The 15,194-nt window shown below is 68.1% G+C and carries 14 protein-coding genes; 6 read left to right on the forward strand and 8 right to left on the reverse strand.

Going from position 1 to position 15,194, the window contains the following annotated elements; translation table 11 throughout:
- Window positions 1-52 precede the first annotated feature (52 nt).
- Both HV783_RS00375 and HV783_RS00380 read left to right on the forward strand, forming a co-directional pair.
- A complete protein-coding gene (locus tag HV783_RS00375; protein WP_054501872.1) occupies window positions 53-700 on the forward strand; it encodes a YiaD family glycine zipper/OmpA-like lipoprotein in 648 nt (215 codons plus the stop codon).
- Window positions 701-818: 118 nt separating this feature from the next.
- Window positions 819-1,145 (forward strand): 4a-hydroxytetrahydrobiopterin dehydratase, encoded by a 327-nt coding sequence (locus HV783_RS00380; RefSeq protein ID WP_054501979.1) that lies wholly within the window; start codon window positions 819-821, stop codon window positions 1,143-1,145.
- Window positions 1,146-1,150: 5 nt separating this feature from the next.
- Here HV783_RS00380 and HV783_RS00385 read toward each other — a convergent pair whose 3' ends face one another.
- From HV783_RS00385 to HV783_RS00410, 6 genes are all read right to left on the reverse strand, one after another.
- The gene (locus HV783_RS00385; RefSeq protein WP_175188470.1) at window positions 1,151-1,606 is read right to left on the reverse strand and encodes a MarR family winged helix-turn-helix transcriptional regulator; all 456 of its coding nucleotides are present in this window, start codon (window positions 1,604-1,606) and stop codon (window positions 1,151-1,153) included.
- Entirely contained in the window at window positions 1,603-1,824 is a 222-nt protein-coding gene (locus tag HV783_RS00390; RefSeq protein ID WP_064526492.1) for a hypothetical protein, read from the reverse strand. Before HV783_RS00390 ends, HV783_RS00385 begins: the two co-directional genes overlap by 4 nt.
- Complete coding sequence (locus HV783_RS00395) at window positions 1,821-3,455, reverse strand: FAD-dependent monooxygenase (protein ID WP_175188472.1); 1,635 nt, start codon at window positions 3,453-3,455, stop codon at window positions 1,821-1,823. Before HV783_RS00395 ends, HV783_RS00390 begins: the two co-directional genes overlap by 4 nt.
- A gap of 123 nt (window positions 3,456-3,578) precedes the next feature.
- On the reverse strand, window positions 3,579-4,277 hold the full coding sequence (locus tag HV783_RS00400) for a DUF6776 family protein (RefSeq protein WP_054501868.1): 699 nt from the start codon (window positions 4,275-4,277) through the stop codon (window positions 3,579-3,581).
- Window positions 4,278-4,433: 156 nt separating this feature from the next.
- The gene (murU, locus tag HV783_RS00405) at window positions 4,434-5,120 is read right to left on the reverse strand and encodes an N-acetylmuramate alpha-1-phosphate uridylyltransferase MurU (protein ID WP_175188474.1); all 687 of its coding nucleotides are present in this window, start codon (window positions 5,118-5,120) and stop codon (window positions 4,434-4,436) included.
- Window positions 5,120-6,160, reverse strand: a complete 1,041-nt coding sequence (locus tag HV783_RS00410) for an aminoglycoside phosphotransferase family protein (RefSeq protein ID WP_064526485.1) — start codon at window positions 6,158-6,160, stop codon at window positions 5,120-5,122. The genes murU and HV783_RS00410 overlap by 1 nt, the downstream gene beginning before the upstream one ends.
- 168 nt (window positions 6,161-6,328) lie before the next feature.
- Here HV783_RS00410 and HV783_RS00415 point away from each other — a divergent pair, with 168 nt between their 5' ends.
- Genes HV783_RS00415 through rsmA form a run of 3 tightly spaced genes read left to right on the forward strand, consistent with a single transcriptional unit; the run spans window position 6,329 to window position 11,100 of the window.
- Entirely contained in the window at window positions 6,329-8,722 is a 2,394-nt protein-coding gene (locus tag HV783_RS00415) for an LPS-assembly protein LptD (protein WP_064526482.1), read from the forward strand.
- Window positions 8,719-10,290, forward strand: coding sequence for a peptidylprolyl isomerase (locus tag HV783_RS00420; RefSeq protein ID WP_054501864.1), 1,572 nt, complete (start codon window positions 8,719-8,721; stop codon window positions 10,288-10,290). Before HV783_RS00415 ends, HV783_RS00420 begins: the two co-directional genes overlap by 4 nt.
- Window positions 10,291-10,308: 18 nt before the next feature.
- On the forward strand, window positions 10,309-11,100 hold the full coding sequence (gene rsmA / locus HV783_RS00425) for a 16S rRNA (adenine(1518)-N(6)/adenine(1519)-N(6))-dimethyltransferase RsmA (RefSeq protein ID WP_054501863.1): 792 nt from the start codon (window positions 10,309-10,311) through the stop codon (window positions 11,098-11,100).
- 72 nt (window positions 11,101-11,172) lie between these two features.
- Here rsmA and HV783_RS00430 read toward each other — a convergent pair whose 3' ends face one another.
- Entirely contained in the window at window positions 11,173-12,315 is a 1,143-nt protein-coding gene (locus HV783_RS00430) for a glycerate kinase (RefSeq protein WP_068952612.1), read from the reverse strand.
- A gap of 106 nt (window positions 12,316-12,421) precedes the next feature.
- Here HV783_RS00430 and pyk point away from each other — a divergent pair, with 106 nt between their 5' ends.
- Window positions 12,422-13,864: a pyruvate kinase gene (pyk, locus tag HV783_RS00435; RefSeq protein ID WP_049071484.1), complete on the forward strand. Its 1,443-nt coding sequence runs from the start codon at window positions 12,422-12,424 to the stop codon at window positions 13,862-13,864.
- Window positions 13,865-13,940: 76 nt separating this feature from the next.
- On the opposite strand, the gene HV783_RS00440 is transcribed toward pyk, so the two are convergent.
- Entirely contained in the window at window positions 13,941-15,170 is a 1,230-nt protein-coding gene (locus HV783_RS00440) for a nucleoside recognition domain-containing protein (protein WP_175188476.1), read from the reverse strand.
- Window positions 15,171-15,194 lie beyond the last annotated feature (24 nt).

Consider the following 15,194-nt stretch of genomic DNA (forward strand, 5'->3'; position numbering starts at 1 on the left):
CATGGTCCCTGCCGGCATCCGCCGGCGCACCGACAGGATCGTGGAGGTTGTCATGCAATCAAGAACAATGCTCAAGCGTATCGCTGTAGTCGCGGCAATGGGTGTGCTGGTGGCGGGGTGTGCCACGCAACAGCAGACCAACACCGCGGTGGGGACCGGGGCGGGCGCGGCCGTGGGGGCCGGCATCGGCGCCCTGATCGGCCATGGCACCGGCGCGGCGGTCGGGGCCGGCATCGGCGCCGTGGCCGGCGGCCTGATCGGCTACAACTGGAAGGTGGTGAAGGAAGACGTGCAGAAGTCCGGCGCGACCTCGCTGGGCATCGACGTGGTCGAGATGCCGGATGGCAGCCTGAAGGTCAACATCCCGAGCAACGTGTCGTTCGATACCGACAAGACCGACCTCAAGCCGGCGTTGCTGCCGGTGCTGGACAGCGTGGCGCGCTCGCTCAACCAGCATCCCGAATTGCGCGCCAAGGTGGTGGGCCATACGGACAGCACGGGCGCGCTGGCGCACAACCAGACCTTGTCCGTGAACCGGGCGCGCAGCGTCACGGAGTATCTGTCGCGGCAGGGCGTGGCGGCGACGCGGCTGACGATCGAAGGGCGCGGGCCCAACGACCCGATCGGCGACAACGCCACCGCCGACGGCCGGGCGCTGAACCGCCGGGTCGAGATCTACCTGTACGCAGTCAAGCAGTAGTAGCATGCGGGCGCCGCGCCCATCATGCGTCGACGGCATGCCGATGGCCGTGATGGTGCCGGGCCGTCGCCGACGCGAACGGCGCGGCGCTCTTCCCTGGCTTTTCCTGGAGTTCGCCATGAGCATGTTTCCCCCTGCCCGCATCGGCACCGATATCGCGATCGCGGCCCTGTCCGGTTGGCAGGCCGTCGCGATGCGCGACGCGATCGAAAAGCGCTTCCGTTTCGCCAATTTCAACGCCGCCTTCGGTTTCATGGCGCGAGTGGCGATGTTCGCCGAGAAGCTGAACCACCACCCCGAATGGACCAACGTCTACAACCGGGTCGACGTGATGCTGACCACGCACGATGCCGGCGGCGTGACCGAGCTGGACGTGCGCATGGCGCAGTTCATGGACGAGGCCGCCGCGCAGATGGGCGCGACCGCGCCGAAAGCGGCCGCCTAGACGGATCAGCCTTCGCGCGTGCCGGAGGGCTCGCGCTGATGCGCGATCAGGCGGTCGAGCATGTCGCCGAGCTGGCGCTGTTCGTCGGCGCTGAGGCAGCCGAAGATCTCCTGGTTGCGGCGCGCGATCAGATCGATGATGCGCCGGTAGTGGGTATCGCCCGCGGCCGTCAGCGACAGCACCACGCCGCGGCCGTCGGCCGCCGAGTCCTTTTTCCTGATCAGTCCACGTTCGACCAGGGCCTGCGCCGAACGGCTCGCCTGGCCCTTGTTCAGGTTGGCGGCCAGCGCCAGGTCGTTGACCGAGAGCGGCGCGTAGCGGCCGATCGCGGCCAGGCAGCGCGCCTCGCCCAGCGGGATGCCGCAGTCTTCCAGATAGGCACGATTCGTGTCACGGTCGGTGATCTTGTTGATCACGTGCAGGCGGTAGGTCAGGAATCGTTCGAGGGCGGGCGTGGTCACGTCGGGCGATCGGCGGTGGCGGCGGGATAGTGTGCCACAGGGGCGGCGCTGGCCGCCTCGGCCTGCGCCAGCAGGGCGGTTGCGGCCTCGGCGTCCGGCAGGCGCGCCAGCGCCGACAGGCCGAGGATCGACAGGAACAGCGGCGCCTGCGCGGGGCCGACGCGAGTCAGGGCCTGCGCCATCAGGGTGTACACCCGGTCCAGTTCATCATTGCTCATGCTTGTGGCTCCCGGGGCGAGGGGGCGATCATCGGATAGTAGGGGGCCAGCGCGGCGCGCAGGACGCGCTCGTCCGCCATGGCCCAGCGGCCGAGCACATAGCCGTCCGGCCGCAGCAGCCAGACCGTGCCGGGCTGCGCGCCGAAGCGCTCGCGCAGGTGGCGGTGCGGGTCGCGCCAGGCGTCAGGCGCCGGTCCGTCGACGACGATGGCCTGCAACGGACTGGCGCTGTGCCGGGTGATGGCCGCGAGCGTGCGCAGGGTCTGGGCGGCGCGGGCGTCCGCGGCGCAGGCCAGCAGCACGAAACCCTGGCCGAAACACGCGCTGAGGTAGCGCGGCGACGCGTCGGCGTCGGCCAGCAGCAGGTCGGGCGCGGGCTGGCCGGGGGCCGCGGCGAGTGGCTGGCCTTGCGCGCCGTCAGGCAGGTTCAGCGGCGAGCCGTCATACGAGATGGGGGCGGATTGACGCGGATTGATCAGCGGCCGGGCGCGTTCGTCGGTCAGGGCCAGCCGCAGAGCGGCCTCACGCATCAGGCGGAAGCCGAAATCCGGCGGCGCCATGAACTCGGTGCTCTTGGCGCCGTAGGCCAGATTCTGGCGGGTGGCGTGGACGCGCTCGCCGCTGTAGCTGTCGAGCAGGTCCTCGCAAGCCTGGCCGCGCAGCACCCAGGCCAGCTTCCAGGCAAGATTGCCGGCATCGTCCAGGCCGGAGTTCAGGCCGCGCACGCCGAAGATCGGCACCAGGTGGGCGGCGTCGCCGGCGAACAGCACGCGGCCGTGACGGTAGCGTTCCAGCGTCAGGCATTTGGCGTTGTAGAGCGAGATCCAGAGCGGCTTCCATGGCGCGGTCTCGCCGATCATGTCCAGATGGCTCTGCACCCGCGGCAGCACGTTCTCCGGCTTGACCGCCTCGGCGGCATCCTCGTCGTCGCGGATCTGGTAGTCGACGCGCCAGACGTTGCCGGGCTGGCGGTGCATCAACAGGGTGGAGCCGGGATTGGACGGCGGATCGAACCAGGCCAGTCGTTCGACGGGGCGGTCGGACGTCTGTTCGATATCGACAATGACGTAGCGGCCGTCGTACTGCATGCCCTCCAGCTTCAGGCCCAGCGCGTCGCGCACGCTGCTGCGACCGCCGTCGCAGGCCACCAGCCAGTTGGCGCGCACGGTGTGATGCTGGCCGTCGATCTCGGCCTCGACGTCGACGCCGTCCGGGCCCGGACGCACCGAGACGGCCCGGGCCGACCACTGCAGCACGGCCTGGCCGGGCTGGCGCAGCATGGCCAGGTGCGCGTATTCCTCGACGAAGTACTGCTGGATGTTGACCATCGGCGCGAAGCGCTGTGTCGGGTCGTGCGGCATTTCGAAGTGCAGCACTTCGCGGTCGCGGTAGTAGCTGCGGCCGCCGCTCCAGGGCAGGCCGGTGGCTGTCAGCGCCGCGTCGGCGCCAGCCCAGCCCAGGATTTCCTGCGAACGGCGCGAGATGCAGATGGCGCGGCTGCCACTGCAATAGCCGTCGTCGGCCTCGAGCGTGAGCGAGGCGATGCCGTAATGCGCCAGCAGCGCGGCCAGGGTGAGCCCGACCGGACCGCCGCCGACGATCAGGACGGGCACGCGGGCTGGGAGTGCCATGCTGTCTCCAGGATATTAGTTGTTTGCGCAACTATATCGTCGGATTGGTTGTGTGCGCAACCATTTGGCCACGGCAAAAAAAACCCGCCGGGTCGGGCGGGTCTTGTCTGCGCGCGACAGCGCTCAGTTGCGCACGTAGTAGATGCGCATGGCCTGTTGCTTCTGGCTGCCGTCCATGACACGCAGCACCACGACCTTGGGAGTGAAGCCGTCGGGCAGCTTCAACTGGCCCAGCGCGTAGTCGTAGCGGTCGACGTTGAGCGTGGGGCCTTCCGGCGTGATGGTGGCGGCGCGGCCGTTGGGGTAGCTGCCGTCGATGGAGAAGGTGAGCGTCCCCTTGAATGGCGCGCCATTGCGCTCTTCGCGCATCACCAGCACCTGGTAGTCGAGCTGGCCGGGCTGGCGCTTGAAAGTGGCCGAGCGGATGCCCAGGTTGCCGCCGCGGGGGTCGGGCGGCATGGCGTCCTGGAACAGCACCAGTTCCTTGTTCAGCGTTTCCAGCCTGGCGCGGGCGTCGGCCAGGTCGGCGGTGAGTTTTTCATGGCCGGACTTGTTGGCGTCGCGTTGCTGCGTGGCCTCTTCGAGTTGGCTTTGCAGGCGCTGGTTCTCGAGCTTGGAGGCGCTCAGTTCGCTGTGCAGTTGTTCGGATTGCTCGACGGTCAGCCGCTGCGGGCCGTAGTTGGTCTGCAGGAAGAGCACGCCGCCCGCGCCCAGGGCAATGCCCACCAGCAGCAGGACCAGCCAGCGCGGCATGCGGCGCGTGCGTTGGCCCGGTTGGTAAACGGAGGGCTTGAATACGGCCCGTTGCGATCTTCCAAACATCCCCATTCCTAGAAAACGTCCTGTGTGTTGCCTGACCCTGCGCCGCGCGCACCAGTCAAAGCGTCAGAGAATACCCGGTTAAGCCGGGGCGATGGGCGCGCGGACAAGCCTCGTTGCGCACCTTGATATTGTGAAATATGTGGGCATTGGCCGGACTCACCGCGCGCCGCGGCGGAGTTCGGCGTCCAGGTCGGCCAGCCGCTGGGGGGTGCCGATGTCGGCCCATCGGCCGGCGTGGCGGGCGCCACGGACGCGGCCCTGTGCCATGGCTTGCCGGAGCAGGGGCGCGAGCCGCGCGGCCGTGCCGCGGGCAATCCCCGCGAATAGCATGGGATGGTAGACGCCGATGCCGGAAAAGGTCAAACGGGCCTCGCCGCCGTCCTCGACCCGGCCGTCGGCCGTGAGGGTGAAATCGCCGGCCGGGTGTTGCGGCGGATTGTCGGCCATCAGCAGCCAGGCGCCGGCGGGCGGGAGCGCGGTCGCCAGGGCCGGCGCGGCGGCGGGGTCCCAGTCGCACCAGATGTCGCCGTTGATCACCAGGAACGGGTCCGGCCCCAGCAGCGGCAGGGCCTGGGCGATGCCGCCGGCGGTTTCCAGGGCGCTGGCCTCGGGCGAGTAGCGGATCCGCAGGCCGAAGGCCGCGCCGTCGCCCAGCGCGCGTTCGATCTCGTGGCCGAGCCAGGCGTGGTTGATGACCACGTCCTGTAAGCCGGCCGCGGCCAGCCGTTCGAGGTGCCAGGCGATCAGGGGCTTGCCGCCGACCGGCAGCAGCGGCTTGGGCAGGCGGTCGGTCAGCGGGCGCATGCGTTCGCCGCGGCCGGCGGCAAGGATCATGGCGCGCATCAGAAGGTGTATCCGACGCTGACCTGGCGGTCGTCGAGCTTGTCCAGCAGGCGCAGCAGGGGCGTGAAGACGCCGTAGCGCTGCGCCACCTGGCGCACGTAGCCGTTCACCCGCGGCATGTGGGCCAGGTAGTGGGCCTTGCCGTCGCGGTGGTTCAGGCGGGCGAAGACGCCCAGGATCCGCAGGTTGCGCTGCAGGCCCATCCATTCATAGGCGCGGTGGAATTCGGCGAAGTCGGCGTCGACCGGCAGGCCGGCGGCGCGCGCCATTTCCCAGTAGCGGATGGCCCAGTCGAGCTGCTGCGGTTCTTCCCAGGTGGTGCGGGCGTCGGTCACCAGCGACGCCAGGTCGTAGGTGATGGGGCCGGCCAGCGCATCCTGGAAGTCGATGACGCCCGGGTTGGGGCCGTATTGCGGCTGGTCGCAGAGCATCAGGTTGGGCGAGTGGTAGTCGCGGTGCACCAGCACGGTGGGCTGGTTGCCGTTGCTGGCCGAGAGCAGCGCGAAGATCTTTTCCAGGGCCTGCGCGGTCTTGTCGTCGAGCGTGGCGCCGTGGTGCTTCTGCACGTACCACTCGGGGAACAGCTTGAGTTCGTCGGCCAGCCGCCCGGTATCGTAACGGGCCAGGCCGGTGGTTTGGGCCTGCTGCAGGCGCACCAGCGCCGCCAGGGCGTCGCGGTACATCGATTGCAGGCGGGCGTCGTCCACGCCGTCCTGGATGCGCTGGTAATAGGTCTGCTCGCCCAGGTCGGACAGCAGCAGCAGGCCCTGGTCGAGGTCCTGCGCGATCACGTCGGGCACGTTCAGGCCGGCGTCGCGCAGCAACTGGTCCACGTGCAGGAACGGGCGGCAGTCCTCATGCTGGGGCGGCGCGTCCATCACGATCAGGGTGCGGCCGGCGGCGTCCAGGCGGAAATAGCGGCGGAAACTGGCGTCGGCGGAGGCGGGGCGCAGGCTGTCCACCGCCAGTCCCAGGGCGGCGGGCAGGCCTTGCAGCCAGGCGCGGATCTGCTCCAGGCGGGGGTCATGATCGTTTTTCAAGGAAGATCCGTGTCAGAAGGGCAATATTGCGGAAAATTGGGTTGCGCGCACATAAGGCTGGGCGTCTGGCGCGGCTTCTCTATAATACCGGCTCGTTTCCGTTAGCATGGGCCCCTGCCGGGCGCCATCGCCTGGTTCCCCCATCGTCAAAAAGGGCTGTTTTCACTCGTGCGCAAGGTTCGGTGGTTGATCCTATCTGCTATCAGCGTCGCCGGGGCCGTTCAGGCCCAGGGCAGCCAAGGCTCGGCTCCCGCGTCGACGTCGATCACGGCGGCTCCTGAGCTGCGCACTTCCCCCGGGCTGCGGGTGCACCGCCTGCCGGACGGGAACATCCCGGCCTATATGGAAGCGGACACCATCGAGGGTGATCCGGATTCCGACCTGACCCTGACCGGCGCGGCCCAGGTCCGCCGCATCGACGGCGTCATCAAGGGCGATCGGATCAACTACCGCAAGGATACCGGCGAGGTGGACGTGCAGGGCAACGCGCGCATGATGCGCGACGGCACCCTGGTGACGGGGCCCAACGCCAAGTTCAACGTCGACAAGTACTCCGGCGAAGTCGAGAAACCGAATTTCTGGCTGGGCGCCACCGGCGGCTTCGCCGTGGCGGAACACGCCGACATCTTCAGCAAGTCGCAGATGCGGCTGCATACGGTCACCTACAGCGGCTGCTCGTGCGAGACGCCGTCGTGGTACATCAAGGCCAAGACGGTCGACATCGACTTCGATGAAAACGAAGGCGTGGCCCGCAATGGCGTGCTGTACTTCAAGGACGTGCCGATCCTGGCGTCGCCCTACATGACCTTCCCGGTCAAGAAGGAACGCAAGTCGGGTTTCCTGATGCCGACTTATGGCACCACCAGCAAGGGCGGTTTCGACTTTTCTCTGCCGTACTACCTGAACATCGCGCCGAACTATGACGCGACGATCCAGCCGCGCTACTTTTCCAAGCGCGGTTTGCAGTTGGGCGGCGAGTTCCGCTACCTCGGCGCGAGCTACGCTGGCAGCTTCTACGGCGCTTATTTGCCGAACGACAACGTCAGTGGCGAAGACCGCTGGATGTACTGGTGGCGCCATCAGCAGTTGCTGGGCAACGGTTTCTACGCCGACTGGGACGTGGCCAAGGTCTCGGATAACGACTACTTCCGCGATATTTCGCAACTGGGCCTGAACCAGGCGTCCACCACCTACCTGCCGCAGCGCGCGCGGGTGGGCTGGTCCTCGACATACTGGAGCGCCTATGCGCAGGTCTACAAGTACCAGACCCTGCAGGATCCGGATGCGCTGTTGACGCCGCCCTATGACAAGCAGCCCGAGCTGTACCTGCGCGGCGCCCGCTACGACTGGGGCGGCTTCGACGTGGACTGGACCTCGACCGCGGTGCGTTTCAGCAAGCCGCTGTTCCTGGGCAATCGCAACGGTCCCAACGGCGACCGCCTGCAGACCTACCCGACTGTGTCATATCCGATCGTCCGTCCGGGCTGGTTCGTGATTCCCAAGGCCGGGGTCAATTACACCCAGTACCAGACGGATTGGTATCACGGTGACTGGCTCGGTTTGAACTCGGGCACGGCCAATGCCGGCACCTCGTTCGGCTACCCGCGCTCGCAGTCGCGCACGGTGCCCATCATGTCGCTGGACGCCGGCCTGATCTTCGAGCGCGACACCACGTTGTTCGGCAAGGATTCGATCCAGACCCTGGAGCCGCGGTTGTACTACCTGCGTGTGCCGTACCGCGACCAATCCAAGATTCCGGTCTACGACACATCGCTGTCCGACTTCAGCTTTTCGCAGGCCTTCGAGGAGAATATCTACACCGGTGGCTGGGATCGCATTTCCAACGCCAATCAGTTGACCGCCGCGCTGACCACGCGCTGGCTCGATGCCTCCACCGGTTTCGAACGCGCGTCGCTGGCCGTGGCGCAACGACTGTATTTCGCCGACCAGCAAGTGACGTTGCCCGGCGAGACGCCGCGCGAGAACGTGCGCTCCGACTTCCTGGTGGGCGCCAGCGCCGCTTTGACCGACACGTTCTCGACTGACGTGGCGGCGCAGTACAACCCCTACGACAACCGCTGGTCGCGCGGATTGCTCAGCGGCCGTTGGTCGCCGCAGCGCCTGACGACGGTGGCCTTGGCCTATCGTTATCAGCGTGATCCGCAGCCGGGCGTGGCTTATCAGCCGCAAGGGCAGAACCAGATCAGCCTGGCAGTGCAATGGCCGTTCACCAAGCGCTGGTACGGCGTGGGCCGCGTGGACTATTCGCTGCGCGACGGTCCGTCCAGCACGGTCAGCGGTACCAACGACTCCCCGCGTATCACGCAGGCCATCGCCGGCCTCGAATACAAGGGCGATTGCTGCTGGGTTGGCCGGATGGTGTTCCAACGCTACGCCGTGTCCGCCACCGACGCCAACACGGCGCTGTTTTTCCAGTTGGAGTTGACCGGACTGGGTTCCCTGGGAACCGATCCGATGAACCTGCTGAACAGAAGTATCCCCGGTTACTCGCGCATCACCCCGCCTGCGCCCACCGGGACCACATTTGAAAGGTATGAATGATGCGTAGGTTGCACTCTTTGCGTCGCTTCTCCGGCAACGCGCTGTTGCTGGCCGTTTGCGCCGCTTTCTCCGCCGCGCACGCGGCCGAGCCGAACGCCAAGGGCGCCAAGAATGCGCCGACCACGCAGAAAAGCGCGCCGCCCGCCGGGGAGCAGTTCGTCGACGGCATCGCCGCCGTGGTCGACAAGGACGTGATCACCCTGCGCGAATTGCGCGATGCGTCGCTGCGCATTGCCGGCGAACTGAAGGCCCGCGGCATCCAGGTGCCCGACGACAAGACCTTGCAGCACCAGGTATTGCAGCGCCTTATCATGGAACGGGTGCAGCGCCACGAGGCCGACCGTCTCGGCATCCGCGTCGATGATGCCCAGGTCGACCAGGCCATCAAGACCATTGCCGACCGCAACAAGATCAGCCCGGCCCAGTTGCGCCAGGAAATCGAGAAGTCCGGCACCTCCTGGGACAGTTATCGCAAGTCCCTGAAGGACGAGATCCGCTCCGATCGCCTGCGCCAGCGCGCGGTCGACTCCACCATCGTCATTTCCGATGCCGAGGTCGATGCGTTCCTGAGGGACCAGCGCCGCAATCCGGCGTTCGGCGCCGCCCCCCCGTCGGCGCAGCAGGCCCAGCCGCAACCGGCGCCGGAAGCCGCGCCCGAGCAGGCCGCCGCGCCGGCCGGTCCGATGCTCTACGCCGTGGCGCAGATCCTGGTGCGCGTGCCGGAAGGCTCGTCGCCCGATCAGGTCGCCGCGTTGCGCAAGAAGGCCGAGGACCTGCTGGCCCGCGCCAAGCGCGGCGATGACTTCGCCAGCCTGGCGGCCGCCAATTCGGACGGCCCCGAAGCCCTGCAAGGCGGCGTGATGGGCGTGCGTCCGCTGGACGGCTGGCCCGACCTGTTCGCCAAGGCCCTCGGCAATCTGCAGAAGGGCCAGGTGTCGACGCTGCTCCAGAGCGGCAACGGCTTCCACATCCTCAAGGTGATGGACCGCGGCACCGCGCAACCGGCGCCCAGCCGCACCGCCCGCGCCCCCGCTCCCGCGCCGGCACCGCAGCCGCGTCCGCAACCCCAGGCCCAGGCGCCGCAAGGTCCGGTCGAGGTGATGCAGACGCATGCGCGCCACATCCTGATCAAGACCTCGACCGTCATGAGCGACGAGCAGGCCCGCCAGCGCCTTGAACAGGTGCGCCAGCGCCTGGTGGCGGGCGATGCCAAGTTCTCGGACATGGCGCGTCAATACTCACAGGACGCGACCGCGCCGCAGGGAGGCGACCTCGGCTGGCTCAATCCGGGCGAGACCGTGCCGACCTTCGAGGCAGCGATGAATGCGCTGAAGCCGGGCGAGATCAGCCAACCGATCCAGACGCCGTTCGGCTGGCACCTGATCCAGGTCGAAGAGCGCCGCCAGCACGACGCCACCGACGACCTGGCCCGCATGCGCGCCCGCCAGACGCTGTTCGAGCGCCGTGCCCAACCCGCTTTCGAAGATTGGCTGGATCAGTTGCGCGCCCAGGCGTACATCGACAACCGGCTGGAAAAGCAGGACCGTATCAACCAGAACAACCGCTGATCGCAGCCCGGGTTTTTCATGTCTCAACACCAGGCGCGCAAGCGCTTTGGCCAGAACTTCCTGACCGACGAGAGCGTGGTCGAGTCGATCGTGCGCGCGGTCAGTCCCGCTCGCACCGACACCGTGGTCGAGATCGGGCCGGGCCTGTCGGCGCTGACGCGGCCGCTGCTCGAGCGGCTCGATCACCTGACCGCGGTCGAGATCGACCGTGACCTGGCGGCGCGCCTGCGCAAGCAGTTCGAGGAAGGTCGCCTGACCGTGGTCGAGGCCGACGCGCTGACGGTGGATTTCTCGCAGTTCGGCGCGGGGCTGCGGGTGGTAGGCAACCTGCCCTACAACATCTCCAGTCCGCTGCTGTTTCATCTGATGACCTGGGCCGACCATGTCCGCGACCAGCATTTCATGCTGCAGCGGGAAGTGATCGACCGCATGGTCGCGCAGCCCGGCAGCGGCGATTTCAGCCGCCTGTCGGTGATGCTGCAGTCGCGCTATCGCATGCACAAGCTGTTCGACGTGCCGCCCGAGGCCTTCGATCCGCCGCCCAAGGTGGTGTCGGCCATCGTGCGCATGGTGCCGTTGCCGGCCGAGCGCCTGCGCCCGGTCAGCGCGCGCGCCTTCGAGACCGTGGTGGCCCGCGCCTTCTCGCAGCGCCGCAAGATGTTGCGCCGGGTGCTGGCCGACTGGGCCCCGCAGGTGCCTTGGGAAGCGCTGGACATCGCGCCCACCGCGCGCGCCGAGGATATATCGGTGGATCGCTACATCCGCCTGTCGGATGCGCTGGTCGAGGCCGGCGTGCTGCAGGGCGGTTGATGCCGTACCGCCGCCAGGCAAGCAAAAGCCCGCGTACAGCGGGCTTTTTTTCGTGATGACGCGCGGTGGCCGCTACAGCATGCGCTTCTGCGCCGCCATCCACAATTGCATCACGTCACGGGCGCGGTCATGCAGCAGGCGTTCGGCATCGGCCAGGGCTTGCTGCAAAGTGATGGGGCCGGGCGCCAGGCTGAAGGCGGCGCTGATGCCGCCGGCGTGCAGCGCTTCGTAGCCTTCACCAAGGGAGCCGGCCAGCGCCACCACCGGCACGCCGGCCTGGTGTGCAATGCGGGCCACGCCCGCCGGCGTCTTGCCGCGCAGGGTCTGCGCGTCCATGCGGCCTTCGCCAGTGAAGGCGAGCGTGGCGCCTTCCATGGCCTGCGCCAGGCCGCCGAGTTCGGCGACGATCTCGACGCCGGGCCGGAAGTGCGCGTTCAGGAACGTCTTGGCGGCGAAGCCGAGGCCGCCCGCGGCGCCCGCGCCGGCATCGTGGCGGCGGTCGCTGCCCAACTGGCGCGCGCAGATGTCGGCGAAGTGGCCGAGCATGGCGTCCAGCGTCTGCACTTGTTCGGGCGTGGCGCCTTTCTGCGGACCGAAGACGTGCGAGGCGCCCTGCGGGCCGCACAAGGGATTGTCGACGTCGGAGGCGATGACGATGCTTGTCTTCGCCAGCCGCGGATCGAGGCCGCGCATGTCGATGCTGGCCAGTTGGCCCAATGCGCCGCCGCCCGGCGGCAGGCTGCGGCCGTCCCGGTCGAGCAGGCGCAGGCCCAGCGCGGTCAGCATGCCGGCGCCGCCGTCGTTGGTGGCGGAGCCGCCCAGGCCCAGGATGATGCGTTCGGCGCCGGCATCCAGCGCCGCCAGGATCAATTCGCCCACGCCGTGGCTGCTGGCGCGCATCGGATCGCGCTTGGACGGCGCGATCAGTTCGAGGCCGGCGGCCGCGGCCATCTCGATGATGGCGGTGCCGTCGTCGAGCAGGCCCCACACGGCGTCGACCTTGTGACCCAGGGCATCGTTGACCGTGCGCTCGCGCGCCTGGCCGCCGGCCGCCGCCAGCACCGCCTCGACCGTGCCCTCGCCGCCGTCCGCCATCGGAATGCAGACCGTCTGCGCGCCGGGACAGGCGGCCTTGACGCCGCGCGCGATGGCCGCGGCGGCGTCGGGGGCGGAGACGCTTTCCTTGAAGGAGTCGGGTGCGATGACGATTTTCACGAGGTCGGCCACGGTGCGTTGAGGGACGGGATGTCGATCATGATACCCGCGTGTCCGCCGCCGTCGTACCATAGCGCTTTCGTTGTTCATGTGAGAGTGGATCGCCATGCCTGTATTGCGCCGCACCAAAATTGTCGCCACCCTGGGCCCCTCGACGTCGACGCCGGAACGCATCGATGCCATGATCAAGGCCGGCCTGGATGTGGCGCGGCTGAACTTCTCGCACGGCAGCGCCGACGACCACCGCGAGCGCGCCCGCCTGGTGCGCGAGAGCGCCGCGCGGCAGGGCCGCTTCGTCGCCATCATGGGCGACCTGCAGGGCCCCAAGATCCGCATCGCGCGTTTCACCGACAAGCTGGTGCAGTTGCAGGTGGGCCAGCCGTTCACGCTGTCGCGGGTGCATCCGAAGGACGCCGGCACGGCCAGCATCGTCGGCATCGACTATCCCGAGCTGGTGACGGACTGCCGCGTCGGCGACGAGCTGCTGCTCGATGACGGCCGCGTGGTGCTGGTGGTCGACCGCGTCGAGGGCGACGAAGTCCACACCACCGTCACGGTGGGCGGCCCGCTGTCCAACAACAAGGGCATCAACCGGCGCGGCGGCGGCCTGTCGGCGCCGAGCCTGACCGACAAGGACCGCGTCGATATCAAGCTGGCGGCCGAAATGCAGCTGGACTACGTGGCGGTGTCGTTCCCGCGCTATGGCAGCGACATCGACGAGGCGCGCGAACTGCTGCGCGCCGCCGGCAGCGAAGCCTGGATCATCGCGAAGATCGAGCGCGCCGAAGCGGTGGCCGACGACGAGGCGCTGGACGCGCTGATCCGCGCCAGCGACGGCGTGATGGTGGCGCGCGGCGACCTGGGCGTGGAAGTGGGCGATGCCGAACTGGTCGGCATCCAGAAGCGCATCATCCAGCATGCCCGCACCCTGAACAAGGTGGTGATCACCGCGACCCAGATGATGGAGTCGATGATCTCCAGCCCGATGCCCACGCGCGCCGAAGTCTCGGACGTGGCTAACGCGGTGCTGGACTACACCGATGCGGTGATGCTGTCGGCCGAAAGCGCCTCGGGTTCGTATCCGGTCGAGACGGTGCAAGCCATGGCGCGTGTCTGCCTGGGCGCGGAAAAGCATCCCACCAGCACGCAGTCGCACCATCGCCTGGGCGAGACCTTCACGCGCTGCGACGAAACCATCGCGCTGGCGGCCATGTACGCGGCCAACCATTTCCCGGGCGTCAAGGCCATCATCGCGCTGACCGAAAGCGGCCACACGCCGCTGATCATGTCGCGCATCCGCTCGGGCGTGCCGATCTACTGCTACAGCCCGCACAGCATCACGCAGAACCGCGTGACCATGTTCCGCGGCGTCTACACCATCCCGTTCGCGCCGTCGGACTACGAGCCGGCGGATCTGAGCAACGCCGCCATCGACGAGCTGAAGAAGCGCAATCTGGTGAAAGCGGGTGACTGGGTGATCCTGACCAAGGGCGACTTCTACCGCGACAGCGGCGGCACCAACGGCATGAAGATCCTGCTGGTGGATTGAGCGGTCTCGCGGCGCGCGGTGCCTGTAGGCAGGCCTGGCGCGCCGTCGAGGCAGCGTGGCTGGCGGCCGGCGCCGTTCAACCGAAGAACCAGTAGCACACGCCGATGGCCGCCAGCACCCCGGCCAGGTCGGCGACCAGCGCGCAACCCACCGCGTGGCGCGCGCGCAGGATGCCGACCGAGCCGAAATACACCGCCAGCACGTAGAAGGTGGTCTCGGTGCTGCCTTGCACCACCGCCGCCAGCAGCGCGGGGAAGCTATCGACGCCGAAGTGCGTCATGGTTTCGAGCATCATGGCGCGGGCCGCGCTGCCCGAGAACGGCTTGACCAGCGCGGTGGGCAGCGCGTCGACGAAGCGCGTGTCCCAGCCGGCATTGGCGGCCAGCCAGCGGATGCCGTCGAGCAGGAAATCCAGCGCGCCCGAGGCCCGCAGCACGCCGACCGCGCACAGCATTGCCACCAGGTACGGCAGCAGACTCTTGGCGATGTCGAAGCCTTCCTTGGCGCCTTCGATGAAGGCCTCGTACACCGGCACTTTCTTGCAGGCGCCGACGATGAGAAAGGCCAGCAGGATGCCGAACAGCGCCAGGTTGCCCATCAGCGACGACAGCGCGGCGATGGCGCTGGCCGACATGCTGGCCAGCAGCGCCATGAAGCCGCCCAGCAGCAGCGCCGCGCCGCCCAGCCACAGCATCACGACGGGATCGAGCAGCCGCAGGCGCTGGCACGCCGCCACCGCCAGGAAGCCGGCCAGCGTCGAGGCGCTGGTGGCCAGCAGGATGGGCAGGAACACCAGGGTCGGGTCGGCCGCGCCCTGCTGCGCGCGGAACATGAACAGCGTCACCGGCAGCAGCGTCAGCGACGAGGCGTTGAGCACCAGGAACAGGATCTGGGCGTTGCTGGCGGTGTCGGGCTTGGGATTGAGCGCTTGCAGTTCGCGCATCGCGCGCAAGCCGATGGGCGTGGCGGCATTGTCCAGGCCCAAGCCGTTGGCGGCGAAGTTGAGCGTGATCAAGCCGATCGCGGGGTGGTTGCGCGGCACCTCGGGCATCAGGCGCGCGAACAGCGGCCCCAGCAGCCGCGCCAGCCGTTCCACCAGACCGGCGCTTTCGGCGATGCGCAGAAATCCCAGCCACAGCGTCAGCGTGCCGAACAGCAGCACCATCACCTCGACCGACACCCGCGCCATGTCGAACAGGCTGGCGACCATGGCGCGGAACACGTCCGCGTCGCCGATGGCCAGCCAGCGGTACAGCGCGGCCGCGGCGGCAGTCAGGAAGAAGCCCAGCCAGAGTTTGTTCAGCATGCGGTGTGTGCCCGGATAGCGAAG

The sequence above is a fragment of the Achromobacter dolens genome (assembly GCF_902859745.1).
Taxonomy (GTDB): domain Bacteria; phylum Pseudomonadota; class Gammaproteobacteria; order Burkholderiales; family Burkholderiaceae_B; genus Achromobacter; species Achromobacter dolens.